Genomic DNA, 17,583 nt, shown 5'->3' with positions numbered 1-17,583 from the left:
AAGTCAGCGTTATTGCCCCGATACTGCATTCCGTTCGTTGCTGCGCAGGCGTTCCAAATGGTTTTTGACTTCCTGTACTTTTGCTTCGGTAAACAGGTTGGCGATATTTTTCCAAATGCTGTGATAACCGTAGGGGCCGTGCTGCATTTCGGCTTTTGCCTCTTCAATCTGCCAGCCTTGGTAAAGGATGCGGTACATTCCGGCAATCAGCCCCGTCCTGTCCGCACCGTGGTAGCAATGGATGAGGACTGCGCCGTTTTGTTTTTGTTTTTCAATCAGGTACAGGATTTCGGCGATGTCTTTAGGTTTGACATTCCACGACAGCAGCGGGCGGTTGATGATGTTGATGCCGTATTGCTTGAGATAGTCGTCGTCATTGCGGTCGAAAAAGCGCAGATTGACGACGCTTTTGATACCCTGCTGTGAAATGGTTTCGCCGTCCTCGGGAACAGGCTGTTCGCTGCGGTAGAGTTTGTCGTCGATACGGTAAAGGTTGGCATCTTGCTTGACAGATACTGCCCAAAGTCGGGTATTCATGGTTCGTGCTTCTTGAGTGGTCGAGGCTTGGCAGGCGGCAAGCAGGAAGGCTGAGAAGATAATCGGTATGGTTCGTTTCATCATAAGGATAGATTTAAAAGGTGAAAAGGTCGTCTGAAAAAGGAATCTGTTTTCAGACGACGTGTTTGATGTTTAAGAAAACCGCGCTTTTATTCCCACACGTTCGCCCGCTCGACTTCTTTCCATGCTTCGAGAATCAGGCTGCCGTCGTTGTCTTTCAAGAGCATCGCGTCGGAAAGCATACGCCGCCAAGTGCGGGCGTTTTTCAGACCGTGCATCAGCCCGAGGCTGTGGCGGACGATGTGGCGCAAGATTGTGCCGCGTCCGGCTTGGATTTGGGCTTGGCTGTATGTGTAGAGGCGCTGCACCAAATCGGCGTATTCAATGGGGCTGCGGGTGTCGCCGTAAAACAGCCTGTCCCATTCGTGCATGACTATCGGGTTATGGTACGCCTCGCGTCCGACCATTACGCCGTCAACGTGTTGCAGGTGTCCGGCGATTGCTTCGTTGGTGGTGATGCCGCCGTTGATGATGATTTCCAGCTCGGGAAACTCTTGCTTCAGGCGGTAAACGTAATCGTATTTCAACGGCGGAACGTCGCGGTTTTCTTTCGGCGAAAGCCCGTCCAGCCATGCGTTGCGGGCGTGGACGATGAAGGTTTTGCAGGCGGTTTTGTCGCGCAGCGTGCCGACGAAATCGGCGACGGTTTGATATTCGGTTTGTCTATCGACGCCGATGCGGTGTTTGACGGTAACGGGGATCTTGACCGCGTCCTGCATGGCATTGAGGCAGTCGGCAACCAGCATGACTTCGTTCATCAGACACGCGCCGAACGAGCCTTTCTGTACACGCGGGCTGGGGCAGCCGCAGTTGAGGTTAACCTCGTTGTAGCCGTATTCTTCGGCGGCTTTGGCTGCTTTCGCCAAATCGGACGGGTCGCTGCCGCCCAGTTGCAGGGCGACGGGCTGCTCGCCTTCGTTAAACATCAAAAAGCGGTCTTTGTCACCATAGACGATGGCGCCGGAATTGACCATTTCGCTGTAAAGCCATGTGTTGCGGGTAATCTGGCGGGCGAGGTAGCGGTAGTGGCGGTCTGTCCAGTCGAGCATGGGGGCGACGGAAAGGCGGCGGGGCGGGAGGTTGGTTTGCGGCATATGTAGTGTGTAAACAGTGTTTCAGACGACCTTTATTCTTGAAGGTCGTCTGAAAAGGAAACGGATTAAACGGATGGCGGGACGGCGGAAAACCGATGCGTCAGATTGGCTTTATAGCAAAGCTTAAGGTTGCTTTTGCTTTTCTCCGACGATTTTTTCAAATGTTCGGATTAAGCTTGAAGCGATAACCTCCTCGCTAAACTCCGCCAAACAATCTTGACGCAGTTTTTCATGATCGAAACGTTCGCGATTTTCATACATTTCAATCAATGCATCGGTAAGCGCGGGGATATTTTCGGTCGGCACCAAAATACCGTTCTCGGGCGTAACGATGGATTGCGGACCGCCGCACATGGTGGCGATGACGGGCAATCCCTGAGACAACGCTTCAATAAACACGACCCCGAAGGTTTCCGTGCGGCTGGCAAGGACGAAAGCGTCGCTTTCGCGCATCAAATCCAATACTTCGTCCGTGGTGAGCGCGCCGAGGAAGCTGACGGCATTCGTAATGCCCAACTCTTGTGCCAAACGGCGCAAATTGGCAGCTTCCACGCCGTCCCCGCCGATTTTCAATTTGAGGAAAGGATATTTTTCCAACGCTTTCGCAAAGGCCGGCAGCAGGAGGTCATGCCCTTTGAGATGGCGCAGATGCGAAACGGTACAGAAGGTGTAGTCTTGGTTTCCTTTATCGGGAAACGTGAAATCCCTTGCGAAATTGTCGCCCAGTACGTTGGGCAGGTATTCCCATTCCAAACCGTATTTTTCCTTCAGCAGGCGGCTGAAGTCGCGGCTGACGGCAAAACGCGCGGCGCTATGTTCGGCAGCGAGGCGCATGATCGGCCATTGGTGAGACCGTATGAGGTTGCGGGTAATGGTGCTGCTGTGTTCGGTAATGACGTAGGGAATACCGTAAGTCTTATAGATTTCGTAGGCAAGGATACCCGCGTAGTTCATGGAATGTGCATGAACAATATCGGGGCGTCCGTTTTCACGCACATACCGCGCAAATGCCTTCATACCCGCGCGCACCCAGCGGATGCGGTCCAAATCGACGACAGGGAAACGGGGGAAAAAATACATACTGTCGTAAGCGTAGGTATTCAACCCGCCCTGATTGTGTTTCCGAATGCCGTACGGACCGGTAAAAATGGATTTGGTATGGACGCGCAGATAGCGGAACATCGGCGCAATCACCCCGACTTTCAGACCTTTGCGCTGCAAGGCTTGGGCTTGAAGACGGAAAAAGATTCCGTCCACATCGGTCTCGGTTTTGGGATACCACGAAGGAATAACGGCAACGTGCATGAAAAAACTTTCGTAATAATCAATCTGAGGTCGTCTGAAAAACCATTCGCCGTTTTCAGACGACCTTTTTAATAACCGGGTAAAACCTACTCCCCCGCCACGGTCATGCTCTCAATCAGCACCGAACCGATTTTGTTGGAAGAGCGGCGCAGCGCGTCGTTGGCAGTGCCGACGATGCCGAGATACATATCCTGCAAGCGGCCGGCGATGGTGATTTCTTGGACGGGGTGGCTGATGATGCCGTTTTCCACCCAAAAACCCGCCGCGCCGCGCGAGTAGTCGCCCGTGATGGTGTTCACACCCTGCCCCATCAGTTCGGTAACCAACAATCCTGTACCCATTTCTTTCAGCAGGTCGGACTGCGTTTCGTGCGTATGGTTCAAATAAAGGTTGTGTGCGCCGCCGGCGTTGCCCGTGGTCTGCATACCGAGCTTTCTCGCGCTGTAACTGCTGAGGAAATAGCCTTCGACAATGCCGTCGCGGATGACGAAACGCGGTTGCGTGGCGACGCCTTCGGAGTCGAAATAGGTGCTGCCGAAGGCGCGGGGAATGTGTGGTTCTTCGCGCAGGCTGAGGAAATCGGGCAGGACTTTTCTGCCTATGCTGTCAATCAGGAAGCTGCTTTGGCGGTAGAGCGCGCCGCCGCTGAGCGCGCCGACGAGGTGTCCGATAAGGCCGCCTGCGACGGTGGTATCAAAGAGAACTGGATAGCTGCCCGTCGGGATGCTGCGGCTGTTCAGACGACGTAAGGTGCGCTCGGCGGCGGTTTTGCCGATTTGCTCGGGGCTGTCCATGTCTTGATGGCGACAGGCTGCGTCGTACCAGTAGTCGCGCTGCATACCGTTTTCGTCAGCGGCGACGATGCTGCACGAAATGCTGTGGCGCGTGCCTCGTTGGTGGGCGGTGAAGCCGTGGGTGTTGCCGTAAACGTATTGGTAATGTCCGGTCTGAACGCCTGCGCCTTCTGAGTTTTCGATGCGCTCATCCGCGCTCAGGGCAGCTTGTTCGCATTGTTTTGCCAACTCGATGGCGGCTTCCGTGCTTAAATCCCATTCGTGGTAGCGGTCGAGGTCGCCGACGTGTTGCGCCATCAGTGAAGCATCTGCCAGACCTGCGCAATCGTCTTCGGCGGTGTAGCGGGCGATGTCGATAGCAGCTTTGACGGTGTCTTGCAGGGCTTTTTCGGAGAAGTCGGCGGTGCTGGCGCGACCTTTGCGTTTGCCGACGTAAACGGTAATATCCAGCGATTTGTCTTGCTGGAACTCGATTTGTTCGATTTCGCCCAGCCGTACGCTGACGCTTTGTCCGATGGATTCGCTAAAGTCGGCTTCGGCAGCCGCCGCGCCCATGTTTTTTGCCAAATCCAAGGCGTGCCCGCATAAGCCGGTCAGCTCGGAGGCGGTGTGGTTAAACAGCATAAAAGGTTTCCTGACAGAGGTTTGCGGCATTTTAACCGTTTTCAGACGACCTCGGCAAAAATACCGCCACAGAAGATATAGTGGATTAACAAAAATCAGGACAAGGCGACGAAGCCGCAGACAGTACAAATAGTACGGCAAGGCGAGGCAACGCCGTACTGGTTTAAATTTAATCCACTATAAAAGGTCGTCTGAAAACGCCGTTTCAACAGGGCGTTGACGTGAAACCTGCCCGAACGTGCTAAAATACCCGAAACAAAATTAAAGGTTTATCAAAATGTTTGAAAACGAAGACGAATGGGTCAGCAAAACCCAAATGAAAAAGCAGATGAACGATTTGCAGGCTTTGGGTATGGAGTTGACCAAACTCTCGACCGATACGCTGAAAAAAATCGGCTTGGACGAAGACTTGTACGAAGCCGTCGTTACCTACAAAAAAATCACGTCCAACGGTGCGCTCAAACGCCAAAGCCAATTCATCGGCAGGCTGATGCGCGACACCGACCCCGCGCCCATCGAAGCCTTCCTCGCCAAACTGCGCGGCGAAAATACCGCCCACAACGCCTTCTTGCAACGCGTCGAACAAGCCCGCACGCGCCTCTTGGCGGACGACAACGCAATCACCCAATTCATGGCAGACTTCCCCCATGCCGACGCAGGCAAATTGCGCACCTTAATCCGCAACACGAAAAAAGAGCAGGAACAAAACAAACCGCCGAAAAACTTCCGCGCCCTCTTCCAAGAAATCAAATCCATCATGGAAGGCGGTCAGCCTGACGATTCGGAAGAAACGCAGGATTGGGAAGAATAAAAAATAAATATAGAGGTCGTCTGAAAACCAAGTTTCAGACGACCTTTTTATTTATTTGAAAACAACCGTTACATTAGATGCGCATCGGCATGACGATGTATTTGAAGTTCGGATTATTCGGTACGGTAAACAAGGTCGAGCGGTTGGCATCGCCGAAGGCAAGCTGCATATCGTCGGAATGGATGTTGCGCAATACGTCCATCAGATAGCCGATGTTGAAACCGACTTCGAGTTCGCCGCCTTGGTAGGCGATTTCGAGTTCTTCGCGGGCTTCTTCTTGCTCGTTGTTGCTGCACACGACACTCAAGAGGCCGGGTTGCAGGAACAGGCGCGCGCCGCGGAATTTTTCGTTGGCAAGGATGGCGGCACGTTCCAGCGCGCCCAAAAGTTGGGTACGGGAAACGAGGAAGATTTTGTCGTTGTCCAACGGGATGACGCGGTTGAAGTCGGGGAATTTGCCGTCGATGACTTTGCTGACGATGGTTGTGCCGTTGCATTGGAAGCGTACTTGGTTGTTGAGCAACTCGACGCTGATGGGTTCGGACGGATTGTTCAGCAGCTTGAAGAGTTCCAAAACGGTTTTACGCGGCAGGATGACTTCGGTTTTGGGCAATTCGGCTTCGATTTGGCTGGCGGCGTAGGCAAGGCGGTGGCCGTCGGTGGCGACGAGGCGCAGTTGGTTGCCTTCAACCTGCATCAGCAAGCCGTTGAGGTAGTAGCGGATGTCTTGTACTGCCATGCTGTATTGGACTTGCGAAAGCATGGTTTTGAAGGTTTCTTGCGACAGGGAAAACGCGGCGCTGATGTCTTCGCCGACGCTCATCAGCGGGAAGTCTTCGGCAGGCAGGGTTTGCAGGGCGAAGCGTGATTTGCCTGCACGCAGGGTCAGGCGGTTGTCCGCCCAGTCAAGCGAAACGATGGCGCTGTCGGGCAAGGCGCGCAGGATGTCTTGGAATTTTTTGGCGTTGGTGGTGATGCGGAAGTCGCCTGCCTGACTTTCGGGGCCGGCTGTGTTGATTTGGATTTCCAAGTCGGTCGCCAGGAGTTTGGTTTGACCGTCTTTGCTTTCGAGCAAGACGTTAGAAAGGATGGGCAGGGTATGGCGGCGTTCGACGATACCGGTAACGGCTTGCAGCGGCTTGAGCAGACTGTCGCGGTCGGCTTGTAAAATCAGCATGGTCAATTCCTTTTGAATCGGTTATTTCGGGTGTTTTTGAATCGGGTTCGGCGTGCGGGATGAATAATGCGCCGCCATTAAAATCAAAGTGTATTTGCGTTTTCAGACGACCTTTTTAAGAGAGAGGTCGTCTGAAAGCCGGTTCTGACTCAGTTTTGAATCAGAATCAGGAGTTTTTCGTAATCTTGCGCCAACTCGGGATCTTCTTCGCGCAGTTTTGCTACGGCTTTCACGCCGTGCATGACGGTCGTGTGGTCGCGTCCGCCGAACGCATCACCGATGGACGGCAGGCTGAGGGTGGTCAGCTCTTTGGTCAGGCTCATGGCGACTTGACGCGGACGGGCAATGTTGCGCGTGCGCTTCTTGCCGAGTATATCGCTGATTTTAATACGGTAGTATTTGGCAGTCGCGTCGATAATGGTGTCGGCGGTAATGATTTTGTGTTTTTCGGCAATGATGTCTTGCAAAGCCGTGCGCGCCAAATCCATGTCGATGACGGGGCGGTTCATAAAGCGGCTGCTGGCGCTGACGCGGTTGAACGCGCCTTCCAGTTCGCGCACGTTGGAACGAATCAGGTTGGCAACAAACAATGCGGCCTCGTCTTCAATGCTGATGCCTGCCGCTTCTGCCTTTTTCTGCAAAATCGCCACACGCATTTCCAGCTCGGGCGGCTCGAGTTCTAAAGTCAAACCCCATGAGAAACGCGATTTGAGACGGTCGTCCATGCCTTCGATTTTGGCAGGCAACACGTCGCAAGTGAGGATGAGCTGTTTTTTCTCGTTATGGAAATGGTTGTACAGATAGAAAAACTCTTCCATCGTACGGTCTTTACCTTTGATGAACTGGATGTCATCGATAATCAGCAGGTCGTATTGTTTGTATTGCTGCTTGAACACATCGTAAGTATTGTTGCGCACTGCTTTCATAAAGCTGCGGATATAGTCGTCTGAATGCATATAGCGCACTTTGGCGTCAGGACGGTTTTTCAGCAGTTCGTTGCCGATGGCCTGCACCAAGTGGGTTTTACCCAAACCGGTGCTGCCGTACAGGAAAAACGGGTTGTAACCCTGCCCCGGATTCTCCGCAATCGCTTGGGCGGCGGCAGCGGCAAGGCGGTTGCCCTTACCTTCGACCAAGGTATCGAATGTGTAGTCGCGCGACAGATTGGTCTGCTCGTAACGCGCTTCTTCCGCATCGCGCTGCGCTTCCGTTTTGGCTTTGGCAACGACTTTGGATTCTGTAGGCGCGGCGGCAGGCTGCTTGCTTTCGTGCGGCAGGTTTTTCATGCGCTGCGCCAAAATGTCTGCCGCTGTTTTCGCAACGGAGGGTTTGTCTGAGTTTTCAGACGACGTATCGTCCGAAAAAGATTCTTGCGCGTCAGTTTTCGGCATTTCTTCCGTCAACGCAGCTTGTTCAGGCGCAACCGCCCCCGCATTTTCCGCCATTTCATAATGCTGCCCAGCACCCGCCTTAAACGCAAAAGCCGCTTGCAGCGGAGCCAATTCCGCACGCACCACTTCGATTTTGGCAGCAAACTGGCTTTTGAGCATATTGCAGGCAAACTGGTTTTTACCGTAAACCACCCACACGCCGTTTTCCTCGCCCACAGTCAAGGGCGCAATCCATTGCGCGAACTGCCCGGCAGGCAAAATATCGTGAAGTCGGCGGAGGCACTGCGGCCAAAATTCTGCTAGCGTCATGAATAAGCTCGAGTCGTGGAAATCGTTGGAAAGAAATGGAGAGAAACCGTCGGAAATTGCAGCACTTGAAAATGCGGTTTCAGCCCGACGGGGAAAAGTGTCGCAAATACCGCACAAACCCTATCCGCCAAACCGAACGCCGTCTGAAAATACAATTAAATTATTTTCGGAAAATCATCACGATAAATCCGTATCAACATTTTCAGACGACCTATCGCCCGGCAAAGGGACAGGAATTGCCGATTATACCCACTCCGACCAACTTTATCCACAACCCGCCGGAAATTTTATCCACAAAGCGCCGCGCAAATCCGCAAACCGAATCATCCCGCGCGCCATATCCATTTACTCAACCGAGATTGACAAAAGATGAAAATTAGAGTGTAATTCACAGTTTATTTATCTACCGATTTTTTAGGAAACATCATGAAACGCACTTATCAACCTTCCGTTACCAAACGCAAACGCACCCACGGCTTCCTGGTTCGCTCCAAAACCCGCGGTGGTCGCGCAGTATTGGCAGCCCGTCGCGCCAAAGGCCGCAAACGCTTGGCAGTGTAATTTTGGACTACCGCTTCGGAAAGCAGTACCGCTTATTAAAAACGGATGATTTTTCATCCGTTTTTGCGTTCAAAAACCGGCGCAGCCGCGATTTGCTGCAAGTCTCCCAATCTGCCGACAACGGATTGAACCATCCGCGGCTCGGCTTGGTCGTCAGCAAAAAAACAGCGAAACGCGCACATGAGCGCAACTATATGAAGCGCGTCATCCGCGACTGGTTCAGACTGAACAAAAACAGCCTGCCGCCACATGATTTCGTCGTACGCGTCCGTCTGGCATTCAATCGGCAAAACGCTGCCGAAGCCCGAAACCAATTGACGCAACTCATGCGCAAACGCTGATGAACACCCTGTTGTCCAAATTCATCCTCGCGCTGATCCGTTTTTACCAATACGCCATCAGCCCACTGATACCGCCGCGCTGCCGCTATACCCCGACCTGTTCGCAATATGCGGTCGAAGCAGTCAAAAAATACGGCGCATTCAAAGGCGGCTGGCTCGCACTCAAACGCATCGCCCGCTGCCACCCTTTCGGCGGACACGGACACGACCCCGTCCCGTAATCCAAATCATTCGGATAACTTGATTTCCTTTAATTTCCCGTCGGTTTCTATATAATGCCGTCTGAAGCAGTTTTCATCTCCATTACATACCCGTCAATTCCAGGAATCTCTTATGGATTTTAAAAGACTTGTGGCATTTTTTGCCATCTCGCTGGCAATCTTTGCCGGCTGGGAACATTTCTTCCCCAGCCCCAAACCCAATCCGGCACAACAAGCCGCGCAGCAACAGCAGCAAACCGCCGCAACCGCTGCCGCTGAAGCCGCACTTGCTCCCGCAACGCCGATTACCGTAACGACCGACACGGTCAAAGCAGTCATCGACGAAAAAAGCGGCGACCTGCGTCAAATGACCCTGCTCAAATACAAAGCAAATGGTGACGAAAACAAAGCATTTACCCTGTTTAACGACAGCAAAGAATACACCTACGTCGCACAATCTGAGCTTTTGGATGCACAAGGCAACAACATCCTGAAAGGTGTCAACTTTACCGCAGCACAAAAAGAATACAGCCTCAACGGCGACAAAGTCGAAGTCCGCCTGAGCGCGCCTGAAACAAACGGACTGAAAATCGACAAAGTCTATACCTTTACTAAAGACAGCTACCTCGTCAACGTCCGTTTCGACATCACCAACACCAGCGGCAAGCCCGCCAACCTGAGCGCGGACTACCGCATCGTACGCGACCACAGCGAACCTGAAGGTCAAGGCTACTTTACCCGCTCTTTCGTCGGCCCCGTCGTTTACACTCCTGAAGACAAATTCCAAAAAGTCAGCTTCTCCGACTTGGACGACGATGCCAAATCAGGTAAAAACGAAGCCGAATACGCCCGCAAAACCCAAACCGGCTGGCTCGGCATGATTGAACACCACTTCATGTCCACCTGGATCCTCCAGCCTAAAGGCGGACAAAGCGTTTGCGCCGCTGGCGACTGCCGTATCGACATCAAACGCCGAAACGACAACCTGTACAGCACCAGCGTCAGCGTTCCTCTTGCCGCCATCCAAAATGGCGCGAAAGCCGAAGCCTCCATCAACCTCTACGCCGGCCCGCAGACCACATCCGTCATCGCCAATATCGCTGACAACCTGCAACTGGCAAAAGACTACGGCAAAGTACACTGGTTCGCCTCTCCGCTCTTCTGGCTTCTGAACCAACTGCACAACATCATCGGCAACTGGGGCTGGGCAATCGTCGTTTTGACTATCATCGTCAAAGCCGTACTCTACCCGCTGACCAACGCGTCCTACCGCTCGATGGCAAAAATGCGCGCCGCCGCGCCTAAACTGCAAGCCATCAAAGAGAAATACGGCGACGACCGTATGGCGCAACAGCAAGCCATGATGCAGCTTTACAAAGACGAAAAAATCAACCCGCTGGGCGGCTGTCTGCCTATGCTGTTGCAAATCCCCGTCTTCATTGGCTTGTACTGGGCATTGTTCGCCTCCGTAGAATTGCGTCAGGCACCTTGGCTGGGCTGGATTACCGACCTTAGCCGCTCCGACCCCTACTACATCCTGCCCCTGATTATGGCGGTAACCATGTTTGCCCAAACATTCCTCAACCCGCCGCCAACTGACCCCATGCAGGCAAAAATGATGAAAGTCATGCCGCTGGTTTTCTCAGCCATGTTCTTCTTCTTCCCTGCCGGTCTGGTATTGTACTGGGTAGTCAACAACCTCCTGACCATCGCCCAACAATGGCACATCAACCGCAGCATCGACAAACAACGCGCCCAAGGCGAAGTGGTTTCCTAACAGCGGTTTGACACACTAAAAAGGTCGTCTGAAAACTTAATTTCAGACGACTTTTTCTATTAGAATACCAATGGTTTGTCGGCTTCGACTTAACTCGACTACACTGTCGGGCTTGATTCGATAGGCAAAATTTAAGCCCCGGCAGAGCAGCCTGATACACGCATTAAGAAAATATAGTGGATTAAAATTGCAATGATACGGCGTTGCCAACGCTCTTATGTACTACCCGTACACGGCGGGCGTTGCCGCCTTGTCTCATTTTTATTTTAATCCACTATAATTTTCAAAGCATCGAATCAAATCAATCCATTATTTTTTAAAGGGCATCATCATGCGGACGTCTTTACATATGCTCAAAAGAGGCATGTTTAACTTAATCGAAGGCGACTTCATCAGCCGATACGCGCGGGCTTATGGAGAATGGTCGGATTTGGAAGTCCGTTTTCTTCTGAACAATCTTCGTGCCGACAGCAATGTCGTCGAAGTCGGCTCAAATATCGGTATGCACGCAATTCCCATCGCCCGACATATCGAGCGCGGCAAACTATTCTGTTTCGAGCCGCAGCGGGTGATTTTCCAAACTCTGTGTGCCAATATATCACTCAACAGCCTGACCAATGTTTACGCCTATCAAGAAGGCGTGGGCGATGAAAACGCTTGGCTGGAGATTCCCTCTTCAGATTATGAAACAGAGTAGAATTACGGTAGTTTTTCTTTGGACAAAGGTTTTGACACCGAATCCGGCTTTGACGGTATCCGCTACAACGAAACCATACGCCTTACTGCATTAGACCGACATCCCGAGCTTCAAAAACTCAATGCGCTGGATTTGCTGAAAATCGATGCGGAAGGCTTTGAAAGCCATGTACTCAACGGCGCAAAACGCCTGATTGAACAGCATAAACCAATCATTTTTGCAGAGGCTCAGCCTGACAACTGCCTCGATTTAATCCCCCATTTTGAACGCATGGATTATCGTTGCTATTGGTTTGCTTCCCACCGCTATCAGGAAGACAACTTCTTCCGCCGCCCCGAAAGCCTATCGGGCGTAGCTCTCAATCTTGCCTGTTTTCACCGCGATGCAGCTCCCAGCTTGCCCGAAAAGCTATCCGCCTCTGTGAACGGCAATTTGGATTTTATTCCCTTAGTTACCCGAGAAATGCTTGAACGATGAAACAAGCGGATCAGGATTGGCAATAGCTTTGATTCGCCTCATTCAAAAAGGTCGTCTGAAAACTCAAAACACGGGTTTTCAGACGACCTCTCGTTTTGGCATGCGGGATACGCCTTATCCCAGCGAAACCATTTCGATTTGTTCCATGCTGCGTCCGAGGAAGCGTTCGCCTATGGTGCGGAAGCGCAGGGGGATGTCGCTGACGTAGAAGCGGTAGTCGGGACTGTCGTTTTCAGTGTTGAGCAACCCTGCTTGGGCGAGTGCTTGGGCGGTCGCTTCGGCGGTGGTGATGGCGGAATCGACCAGGGCGACGTTTTGAGCTTCTTTGCCGATCAGGGGCTTGAGCAGCGGGAAGTGGGTACAACCGAGGACGAGTGTGTCGATGTCGTCTACCAAGAGCGGTTTGAGGTATTCGCGCACGGTCAGACGGGTTACTTCGTGGTCGAGCCAGCCTTCTTCCACCAGCGGCACGAGCAGCGGCGTCGCCTGCGTGCGCACGAGCGTGTCGGGGTTTTGGGCGTGGATGGCGCGGGCGTAGGCGTTACTGTTGACGGTGGTGTTGGTGGCGATGATGCCGATTTTGTTGTTGCGCGTGGTGTTCAAAGCTGCCTGCGCGCCGGCGGAAATCACGTCCAATACGGGCATATTGCCTGCTTTTTGGCGGATTTTTTGTCCGGCAACGGCGGCGATGGTGTTGCACGCGATGACCAGTGCCTTAACATCGTTTTCCAGCAGGAAATCGACAATCTGCATGGCGAAGGTTTCGATGGTGGCGCGGGATTTGGTGCCGTAGGGAACGCGGGCGGTGTCGCCGAAGTAGATGATGTTTTCCATCGGCAGGCGTTCCATCAGGGCGCGGACGTTGGTCAGGCCGCCGACGCCGGAATCGAAAACGCCGATGGGGCGTTGTTTGCTGGTAGTCATGATGCGGTTTGTACGGATTAGGTATGATGGGGCGGATTGTACACGTTCGGCGCAAGGCTTAACAGGGACGGAGGTCGTCTGAAAGGGGGCGGGACGTGTGGAAACCGCGCTTTTCAGACGACCTTTACAGTTTTTGAGTCATTCCCGATATGCTATAATCCGCCGTTAAACTTTTATCTTTTCAGGAAAAACCATGAGCTTGAAATGCGGCATCGTCGGCCTGCCCAACGTCGGCAAATCCACCCTCTTTAACGCGCTGACCCAATCGGGCATCGAAGCGGCGAACTATCCCTTCTGCACCATCGAACCCAACGTCGGCATCGTTGAAGTGCCCGACCCGCGCATGGCGGAGCTGGCGAAAATCGTCAATCCGCAAAAAATGCAGCCCGCCATTGTCGAGTTCGTCGACATTGCCGGTTTGGTCGCAGGCGCGAGCAAAGGCGAAGGCTTGGGCAACCAGTTCCTCGCCAACATCCGCGAAACCGACGCCATCGTGAACGTCGTGCGCTGCTTTGACGACGACAACATCGTCCACGTCGCAGGCAAAGTCGATCCGATCGCCGACATCGAAACCATCGGCACCGAACTGGCGCTTGCCGACCTCGCCAGCGTCGAAAAAGCCATTGTCCGCGAAGAAAAACGCGCCCGCTCAGGCGACAAAGACGCGCAAAAGCTGGTCGAGCTGTGCAAAAAACTGCTGCCGCATCTGGACGAAGGCAAACCCGTCCGCTCCTTCGGTTTGGACGCAGAAGAACTCGCCATGCTCAAACCGCTGTTCCTGCTGACTGCCAAACCCGCCATGTATGTCGGCAACGTTGCTGAAGACGGTTTTGAAAACAATCCGCACCTCGACCGCCTGAAAGAATTGGCTGAAAAAGAAAACGCCCCCGTCGTCGCCGTTTGCGCCGCGATGGAGAGCGAAATCGCCGAGTTGGAAGACGACGAAAAAGCCGAGTTCCTCGCCGAAATGGGCTTGGAAGAACCCGGCCTGAACCGTCTGATCCGCGCGGGCTACGACCTCTTGGGCCTGCAAACTTACTTCACCGCCGGCGTCAAAGAAGTCCGCGCCTGGACCATCCACAAAGGCGACACCGCCCCGCAAGCCGCCGGCGTGATTCACACCGACTTCGAACGCGGCTTCATCCGCGCCCAAGTCATTTCATACGACGACTTTGTCTCGCTCGGCGGCGAAGCCAAAGCCAAAGAAGCTGGCAAAATGCGCGTGGAAGGCAAGGAATATGTCGTGCAAGACGGCGATGTGATGCACTTCTTGTTTAACGTATAAACCATGCCCAGTAGTTACATAGCATACTCTTTGCTAATATTCATTGGTGTATCATTAGCATTCATATTGATTTCTTTGGCTTTCTTAGCAATCTCAAGCCATAAATCATTTAGAGAAATAAAATCAACATCCTTATGGATGTTGATTGTCTCATTTTTATTATTAACCACCGAAATCATGTTAAGTGTGGATAATGATTCCTTAGCACTTATCCCCACACCATCTATTCAAGCGCAATTTGGTATTTTATTGTGCTTATTAATAAATTGCGCCTTATTGCTATATTCCTTCGGCAAGTATCAAAATAATGCAAAGTATGTTTCATTAAATGAATCCATACTTATATTAGGCATTATGCAAGTTACTATCTGCATGAGCATTGCCTCATCCTTTAAAGAAGTAATGTTTATTGTACAAATAGCAATCAATGCCGTTTATTTATTACTACCCGCTTTAGTGATCTATGAATTTAGTAAAACATCTTCCATCTCTCCAAAAGGAAAATATTTACTGAATCAAGCAAAAAAGAGAAAGGACAAAGATTCTCAATGAGCGTCATTCAAGACCTACAATCGCGCGACCTTATCGCGCAAACTACCGACATCGAAGCCTTAGACGCTTTGTTAAACGAACAAAAAATCGCCCTCTACTGCGGTTTCGACCCGACCGCCGACAGCCTGCATATCGGACACTTGCTGCCTGTATTGGCATTGCGCCGTTTCCAACAAGCGGGGCATACGCCGATTGCTTTGGTGGGCGGCGCGACCGGCATGATCGGCGACCCCAGCTTCAAAGCGGTGGAGCGCAGCTTGAATTCCGCCGAAACCGTTGCCGGCTGGGTAGAAAGCATCCGCAACCAACTGAAACCGTTTTTGAGCTTTGAAGGTGAAAACGCCGCCATTATGGCGAACAACGCCGACTGGTTCGGCAGCATGAACTGCCTCGATTTCCTGCGCGACATCGGCAAGCATTTTTCCGTCAATGCCATGCTGAACAAGGAATCCGTCAAACAGCGTATCGAGCGCGACGATGTGGGCATTTCCTTCACCGAGTTCGCCTACTCCCTGCTGCAAGGCTACGACTTTGCCGAATTGAACAAACGCCATAGCGCGGTTTTGGAAATCGGCGGTTCCGACCAATGGGGCAACATCACCGCCGGTATCGACCTGACCCGCCGTCTGAACCAAAAACAAGTATTCGGTCTGACCCTGCCGCTCGTTACCAAATCCGACGGCACCAAATTCGGCAAAACCGAAGGCGGCGCGGTATGGCTGAACGCGAAAAAAACCTCGCCGTATCAGTTCTACCAATTCTGGCTGAAAGTTGCCGATGCCGATGTGTATAAATTCCTGAAATACTTCACCTTCCTGTCTATCGAGGAAATCGACGCCATCGAAGCGAAAGACAAAGCCAGCGGCACCAAGCCCAAAGCGCAACGCATCCTTGCCGAAGAAATGACCCGCCTGATTCACGGCGAAGCCGCCCTGCAAGCCGCGCAGCGCATTTCCGAAAGCCTGTTTGCCGAAGACCAAAGCAGCCTGACCGAGGGCGACTTCGAACAGCTCGCCCTCGACGGCCTGCCCGCATTTGAAGTTTCAGACGGCCTCAACGTCGTTGAAGCCTTAGTCAAAACCGACTTGGCATCTTCCAACAAAGAAGCGCGCGGTTTTGTGAACAGCAAAGCGGTATTGCTCAACGGCCAGGCCGCCGAATTGAACAACCCGAACCACGCCGCCGAACGCCCCGACGATGCCTATCTGCTGACCGACGCGCACAAACGCTTCGGCAAATACACCATCGTACGACGCGGCAAACGCAACCACGCGCTCTTGGTTTGGAAATAAACCTTAATAAATGACAAAGGTCGTCTGAAAACTCGTTTCAGACGACCTCTTCACTAAAAATATCTTTTCTTTATAGACAAAGCCCACACTATAATCTACACACTACACTTTTAACGGCAGCTTGACGGTAGATAAATAGCAGAAATACCGTTGACAGCCGGAGCGGAACATTTCCAACCTCGCACTTCTTTTGCTGTCGCACGCATAAAATCTTTACTGGTTGCCGGAGTAGTCAATTCCGCGTCGGTATAGGGAATCAGTTCAACCTTATTATGCTTCCCCAGTTCGGGGATATTGTGCATGATGGCGGTGATCTTACCGTTTTCGTCGGTATCAACATTAAAGGTCAGATGGGTTGCACCCGTATTTCCACAACTAAAACCGTTGTTGGCAGCAGGCGCATCGATAAACCCCGACATAGAGGCTTCGGTAACGGCTTCGCGGCATTGCGTCATCATCAACAAGCCTTCACTGACTTTGGCTCGAATGGTATAAGCATGATAAGACGGTAGGGCGACAGCGGCGATAATGCCGATAATGGCGACAACGACCATAAGTTCGATTAGTGTGAAACCTCGGGTTGAAGACGTTTTCATTTCGTTCCTAACGTATGTAGTTGATATTTTTCGACGACCTTAAAAATAAAAGTAATTTTGTAGTCGGATTCTCGAATCCGACATTTTCAAACATTCTCGTCATAATCAAAGCGGTAAAACATAAAACGTTTGTCGGATACGAGTATCCGACCTACTCATCATATTTAATGCTGAAATCGACATTGCTTCCACCCCAGTGCTTTGGGTAAATCCCCTGTTTGACATAACGGTGAAAAGTAGAAAACGGCCAATCGGAAACCTGACCTACATAGCCATGTTTTACAGGATTAAAATGTAGATAATTGAAATGATGGATAAAGTCTGTTTCATCACGAATGGTATGTTCCCAAAACCTTTTTTGCCAAAGCCGGCATCCCTTACCGATCAAATATTGGCTGTACCGTTTAATTTGCCTCCAACGTTCTGAATAATCGGCATCATTTTCAGGAAGACGCCAAATCGTATGTAAATGGTCGGGCATCAGCACCCATGCCTCAATTTCAAACGGATATCGCTCCCGAACCGTCATTACCGCCTGCCGCAAGGCTGAACGCACCGTTTCATCAGTCAGGATTTTTTGTCGTTTGTCAGCAACCACTGTAAAAAAGTAAGTACCGCCCGTTTGATAAAAGCGTCGGTATCGCATAAATGCCCTTATTTAAATTATATTTCTGTTTTCAAGGAATATTTTTCGAACACCAATATCCGTATGTCGAAACCGAACAATCCATGTAGGTCGGATTCTCGAATCCGACATC

The 17,583-nt window shown here is 51.9% G+C and carries 19 protein-coding genes and 1 pseudogene; 11 read left to right on the top strand and 9 right to left on the bottom strand.

Annotation, left to right across the window (positions count from 1 at the left end; translation table 11 throughout):
* Positions 1–9: 9 nt before the first annotated feature.
* The 4 genes from NSCA4_RS0109360 to pmbA all read right to left on the bottom strand — a co-directional run bounded on the left by NSCA4_RS0109360 (position 10) and on the right by pmbA (position 4,435).
* Positions 10–621, bottom strand: a complete 612-nt coding sequence (locus tag NSCA4_RS0109360; RefSeq protein ID WP_016687884.1) for a phosphatase domain-containing putative toxin — start codon at positions 619–621, stop codon at positions 10–12.
* A gap of 86 nt (positions 622–707) precedes the next feature.
* The gene (gene dusA / locus NSCA4_RS0109355; RefSeq protein WP_016687883.1) at positions 708–1,712 is read right to left on the bottom strand and encodes a tRNA dihydrouridine(20/20a) synthase DusA; all 1,005 of its coding nucleotides are present in this window, start codon (positions 1,710–1,712) and stop codon (positions 708–710) included.
* 123 nt (positions 1,713–1,835) lie between these two features.
* Entirely contained in the window at positions 1,836–3,017 is a 1,182-nt protein-coding gene (locus NSCA4_RS0109350) for a glycosyltransferase (RefSeq protein WP_016687882.1), read from the bottom strand.
* 86 nt (positions 3,018–3,103) lie between these two features.
* Complete coding sequence (pmbA, locus tag NSCA4_RS0109345) at positions 3,104–4,435, bottom strand: metalloprotease PmbA (RefSeq protein ID WP_016687881.1); 1,332 nt, start codon at positions 4,433–4,435, stop codon at positions 3,104–3,106.
* 70 nt (positions 4,436–4,505) lie between these two features.
* Here pmbA and NSCA4_RS15810 point away from each other — a divergent pair.
* Both NSCA4_RS15810 and yjgA read left to right on the top strand, forming a co-directional pair.
* Positions 4,506–4,615: pseudogene (locus tag NSCA4_RS15810) on the top strand (IS5/IS1182 family transposase); the annotation flags it as partial.
* A gap of 97 nt (positions 4,616–4,712) precedes the next feature.
* A complete protein-coding gene (gene yjgA, locus NSCA4_RS0109340) occupies positions 4,713–5,246 on the top strand; it encodes a ribosome biogenesis factor YjgA (protein ID WP_016687880.1) in 534 nt (177 codons plus the stop codon).
* A gap of 73 nt (positions 5,247–5,319) precedes the next feature.
* Here the strand turns inward: yjgA and dnaN are convergent, their stop codons facing one another.
* Positions 5,320–6,423 (bottom strand): DNA polymerase III subunit beta, encoded by a 1,104-nt coding sequence (gene dnaN, locus NSCA4_RS0109335; protein ID WP_003758101.1) that lies wholly within the window; start codon positions 6,421–6,423, stop codon positions 5,320–5,322.
* 149 nt (positions 6,424–6,572) lie between these two features.
* On the bottom strand, positions 6,573–8,123 hold the full coding sequence (gene dnaA / locus NSCA4_RS0109330; RefSeq protein WP_016687879.1) for a chromosomal replication initiator protein DnaA: 1,551 nt from the start codon (positions 8,121–8,123) through the stop codon (positions 6,573–6,575).
* A 426-nt stretch (positions 8,124–8,549) separates the two neighbouring features.
* On the opposite strand from dnaA, the gene rpmH reads away from it, so the two are divergent.
* From rpmH to NSCA4_RS15800, 6 genes are all read left to right on the top strand, one after another.
* The gene (gene rpmH, locus NSCA4_RS0109325) at positions 8,550–8,684 is read left to right on the top strand and encodes a 50S ribosomal protein L34 (protein ID WP_002214728.1); all 135 of its coding nucleotides are present in this window, start codon (positions 8,550–8,552) and stop codon (positions 8,682–8,684) included.
* Between the two features lie 2 nt (positions 8,685–8,686).
* Entirely contained in the window at positions 8,687–9,025 is a 339-nt protein-coding gene (gene rnpA / locus NSCA4_RS0109320; RefSeq protein WP_016687878.1) for a ribonuclease P protein component, read from the top strand.
* Complete coding sequence (gene yidD / locus NSCA4_RS0109315; protein ID WP_003762642.1) at positions 9,025–9,246, top strand: membrane protein insertion efficiency factor YidD; 222 nt, start codon at positions 9,025–9,027, stop codon at positions 9,244–9,246. Before rnpA ends, yidD begins: the two co-directional genes overlap by 1 nt.
* A gap of 112 nt (positions 9,247–9,358) precedes the next feature.
* Complete coding sequence (gene yidC, locus NSCA4_RS0109310; protein ID WP_016687877.1) at positions 9,359–11,002, top strand: membrane protein insertase YidC; 1,644 nt, start codon at positions 9,359–9,361, stop codon at positions 11,000–11,002.
* A gap of 331 nt (positions 11,003–11,333) precedes the next feature.
* The gene (locus tag NSCA4_RS15805) at positions 11,334–11,699 is read left to right on the top strand and encodes an FkbM family methyltransferase (protein WP_218015748.1); all 366 of its coding nucleotides are present in this window, start codon (positions 11,334–11,336) and stop codon (positions 11,697–11,699) included.
* Positions 11,700–11,717: 18 nt separating this feature from the next.
* Complete coding sequence (locus NSCA4_RS15800) at positions 11,718–12,176, top strand: FkbM family methyltransferase (protein ID WP_016687875.1); 459 nt, start codon at positions 11,718–11,720, stop codon at positions 12,174–12,176.
* Positions 12,177–12,290: 114 nt separating this feature from the next.
* Here NSCA4_RS15800 and murI read toward each other — a convergent pair whose 3' ends face one another.
* The gene (murI, locus tag NSCA4_RS0109300; protein WP_003741204.1) at positions 12,291–13,100 is read right to left on the bottom strand and encodes a glutamate racemase; all 810 of its coding nucleotides are present in this window, start codon (positions 13,098–13,100) and stop codon (positions 12,291–12,293) included.
* 193 nt (positions 13,101–13,293) lie between these two features.
* Here murI and ychF point away from each other — a divergent pair, with 193 nt between their 5' ends.
* Genes ychF through tyrS form a run of 3 tightly spaced genes read left to right on the top strand, consistent with a single transcriptional unit; the run spans position 13,294 to position 16,229 of the window.
* Entirely contained in the window at positions 13,294–14,385 is a 1,092-nt protein-coding gene (gene ychF, locus NSCA4_RS0109295; protein WP_016687874.1) for a redox-regulated ATPase YchF, read from the top strand.
* A 3-nt stretch (positions 14,386–14,388) separates the two neighbouring features.
* Positions 14,389–14,937, top strand: coding sequence for a hypothetical protein (locus NSCA4_RS0109285; RefSeq protein WP_255265301.1), 549 nt, complete (start codon positions 14,389–14,391; stop codon positions 14,935–14,937).
* Positions 14,934–16,229: a tyrosine--tRNA ligase gene (gene tyrS / locus NSCA4_RS0109280; protein ID WP_016687871.1), complete on the top strand. Its 1,296-nt coding sequence runs from the start codon at positions 14,934–14,936 to the stop codon at positions 16,227–16,229. The genes NSCA4_RS0109285 and tyrS overlap by 4 nt, the downstream gene beginning before the upstream one ends.
* Before the next feature lie 110 nt (positions 16,230–16,339).
* Here tyrS and NSCA4_RS0109275 read toward each other — a convergent pair whose 3' ends face one another.
* Positions 16,340–16,825, bottom strand: coding sequence for a pilin (locus NSCA4_RS0109275; RefSeq protein WP_029609708.1), 486 nt, complete (start codon positions 16,823–16,825; stop codon positions 16,340–16,342).
* 151 nt (positions 16,826–16,976) lie between these two features.
* Positions 16,977–17,471 carry an REP-associated tyrosine transposase gene (locus NSCA4_RS0109270; protein WP_016687869.1) on the bottom strand — a complete coding sequence of 165 codons (495 nt, stop codon included), beginning with the start codon at positions 17,469–17,471 and terminating at the stop codon, positions 16,977–16,979.
* Between the last annotated feature and the right edge of the window lie 112 nt (positions 17,472–17,583).

It is taken from the genome of Neisseria sicca 4320 (assembly GCF_000193735.1).
Lineage (GTDB): Bacteria > Pseudomonadota > Gammaproteobacteria > Burkholderiales > Neisseriaceae > Neisseria > Neisseria sicca_E.
This window is presented reverse-complemented; position numbering and strand designations above follow the sequence as displayed.

Excerpts from the sequence above, each read along its gene's own strand:
- NSCA4_RS15805 (WP_218015748.1), top strand. The coding sequence starts at position 11,334 with ATGCGGACGTCTTTACATATGCTCAAAAGAGGCATGTTTAACTTAATC.
- rpmH (WP_002214728.1), top strand. The coding sequence starts at position 8,550 with ATGAAACGCACTTATCAACCTTCCGTTACCAAACGCAAACGCACCCAC.
- tyrS (WP_016687871.1), top strand. The coding sequence starts at position 14,934 with ATGAGCGTCATTCAAGACCTACAATCGCGCGACCTTATCGCGCAAACT.
- yidC (WP_016687877.1), top strand. The coding sequence starts at position 9,359 with ATGGATTTTAAAAGACTTGTGGCATTTTTTGCCATCTCGCTGGCAATC.
- dnaN (WP_003758101.1), bottom strand. The coding sequence starts at position 6,423 with ATGCTGATTTTACAAGCCGACCGCGACAGTCTGCTCAAGCCGCTGCAA.
- ychF (WP_016687874.1), top strand. The coding sequence starts at position 13,294 with ATGAGCTTGAAATGCGGCATCGTCGGCCTGCCCAACGTCGGCAAATCC.
- NSCA4_RS0109350 (WP_016687882.1), bottom strand. The coding sequence starts at position 3,017 with ATGCACGTTGCCGTTATTCCTTCGTGGTATCCCAAAACCGAGACCGAT.
- NSCA4_RS0109360 (WP_016687884.1), bottom strand. The coding sequence starts at position 621 with ATGATGAAACGAACCATACCGATTATCTTCTCAGCCTTCCTGCTTGCC.
- NSCA4_RS0109275 (WP_029609708.1), bottom strand. The coding sequence starts at position 16,825 with ATGAAAACGTCTTCAACCCGAGGTTTCACACTAATCGAACTTATGGTC.
- yjgA (WP_016687880.1), top strand. The coding sequence starts at position 4,713 with ATGTTTGAAAACGAAGACGAATGGGTCAGCAAAACCCAAATGAAAAAG.
- dusA (WP_016687883.1), bottom strand. The coding sequence starts at position 1,712 with ATGCCGCAAACCAACCTCCCGCCCCGCCGCCTTTCCGTCGCCCCCATG.
- dnaA (WP_016687879.1), bottom strand. The coding sequence starts at position 8,123 with ATGACGCTAGCAGAATTTTGGCCGCAGTGCCTCCGCCGACTTCACGAT.
- murI (WP_003741204.1), bottom strand. The coding sequence starts at position 13,100 with ATGACTACCAGCAAACAACGCCCCATCGGCGTTTTCGATTCCGGCGTC.
- NSCA4_RS0109285 (WP_255265301.1), top strand. The coding sequence starts at position 14,389 with ATGCCCAGTAGTTACATAGCATACTCTTTGCTAATATTCATTGGTGTA.
- NSCA4_RS0109270 (WP_016687869.1), bottom strand. The coding sequence starts at position 17,471 with ATGCGATACCGACGCTTTTATCAAACGGGCGGTACTTACTTTTTTACA.
- pmbA (WP_016687881.1), bottom strand. The coding sequence starts at position 4,435 with ATGCTGTTTAACCACACCGCCTCCGAGCTGACCGGCTTATGCGGGCAC.
- yidD (WP_003762642.1), top strand. The coding sequence starts at position 9,025 with ATGAACACCCTGTTGTCCAAATTCATCCTCGCGCTGATCCGTTTTTAC.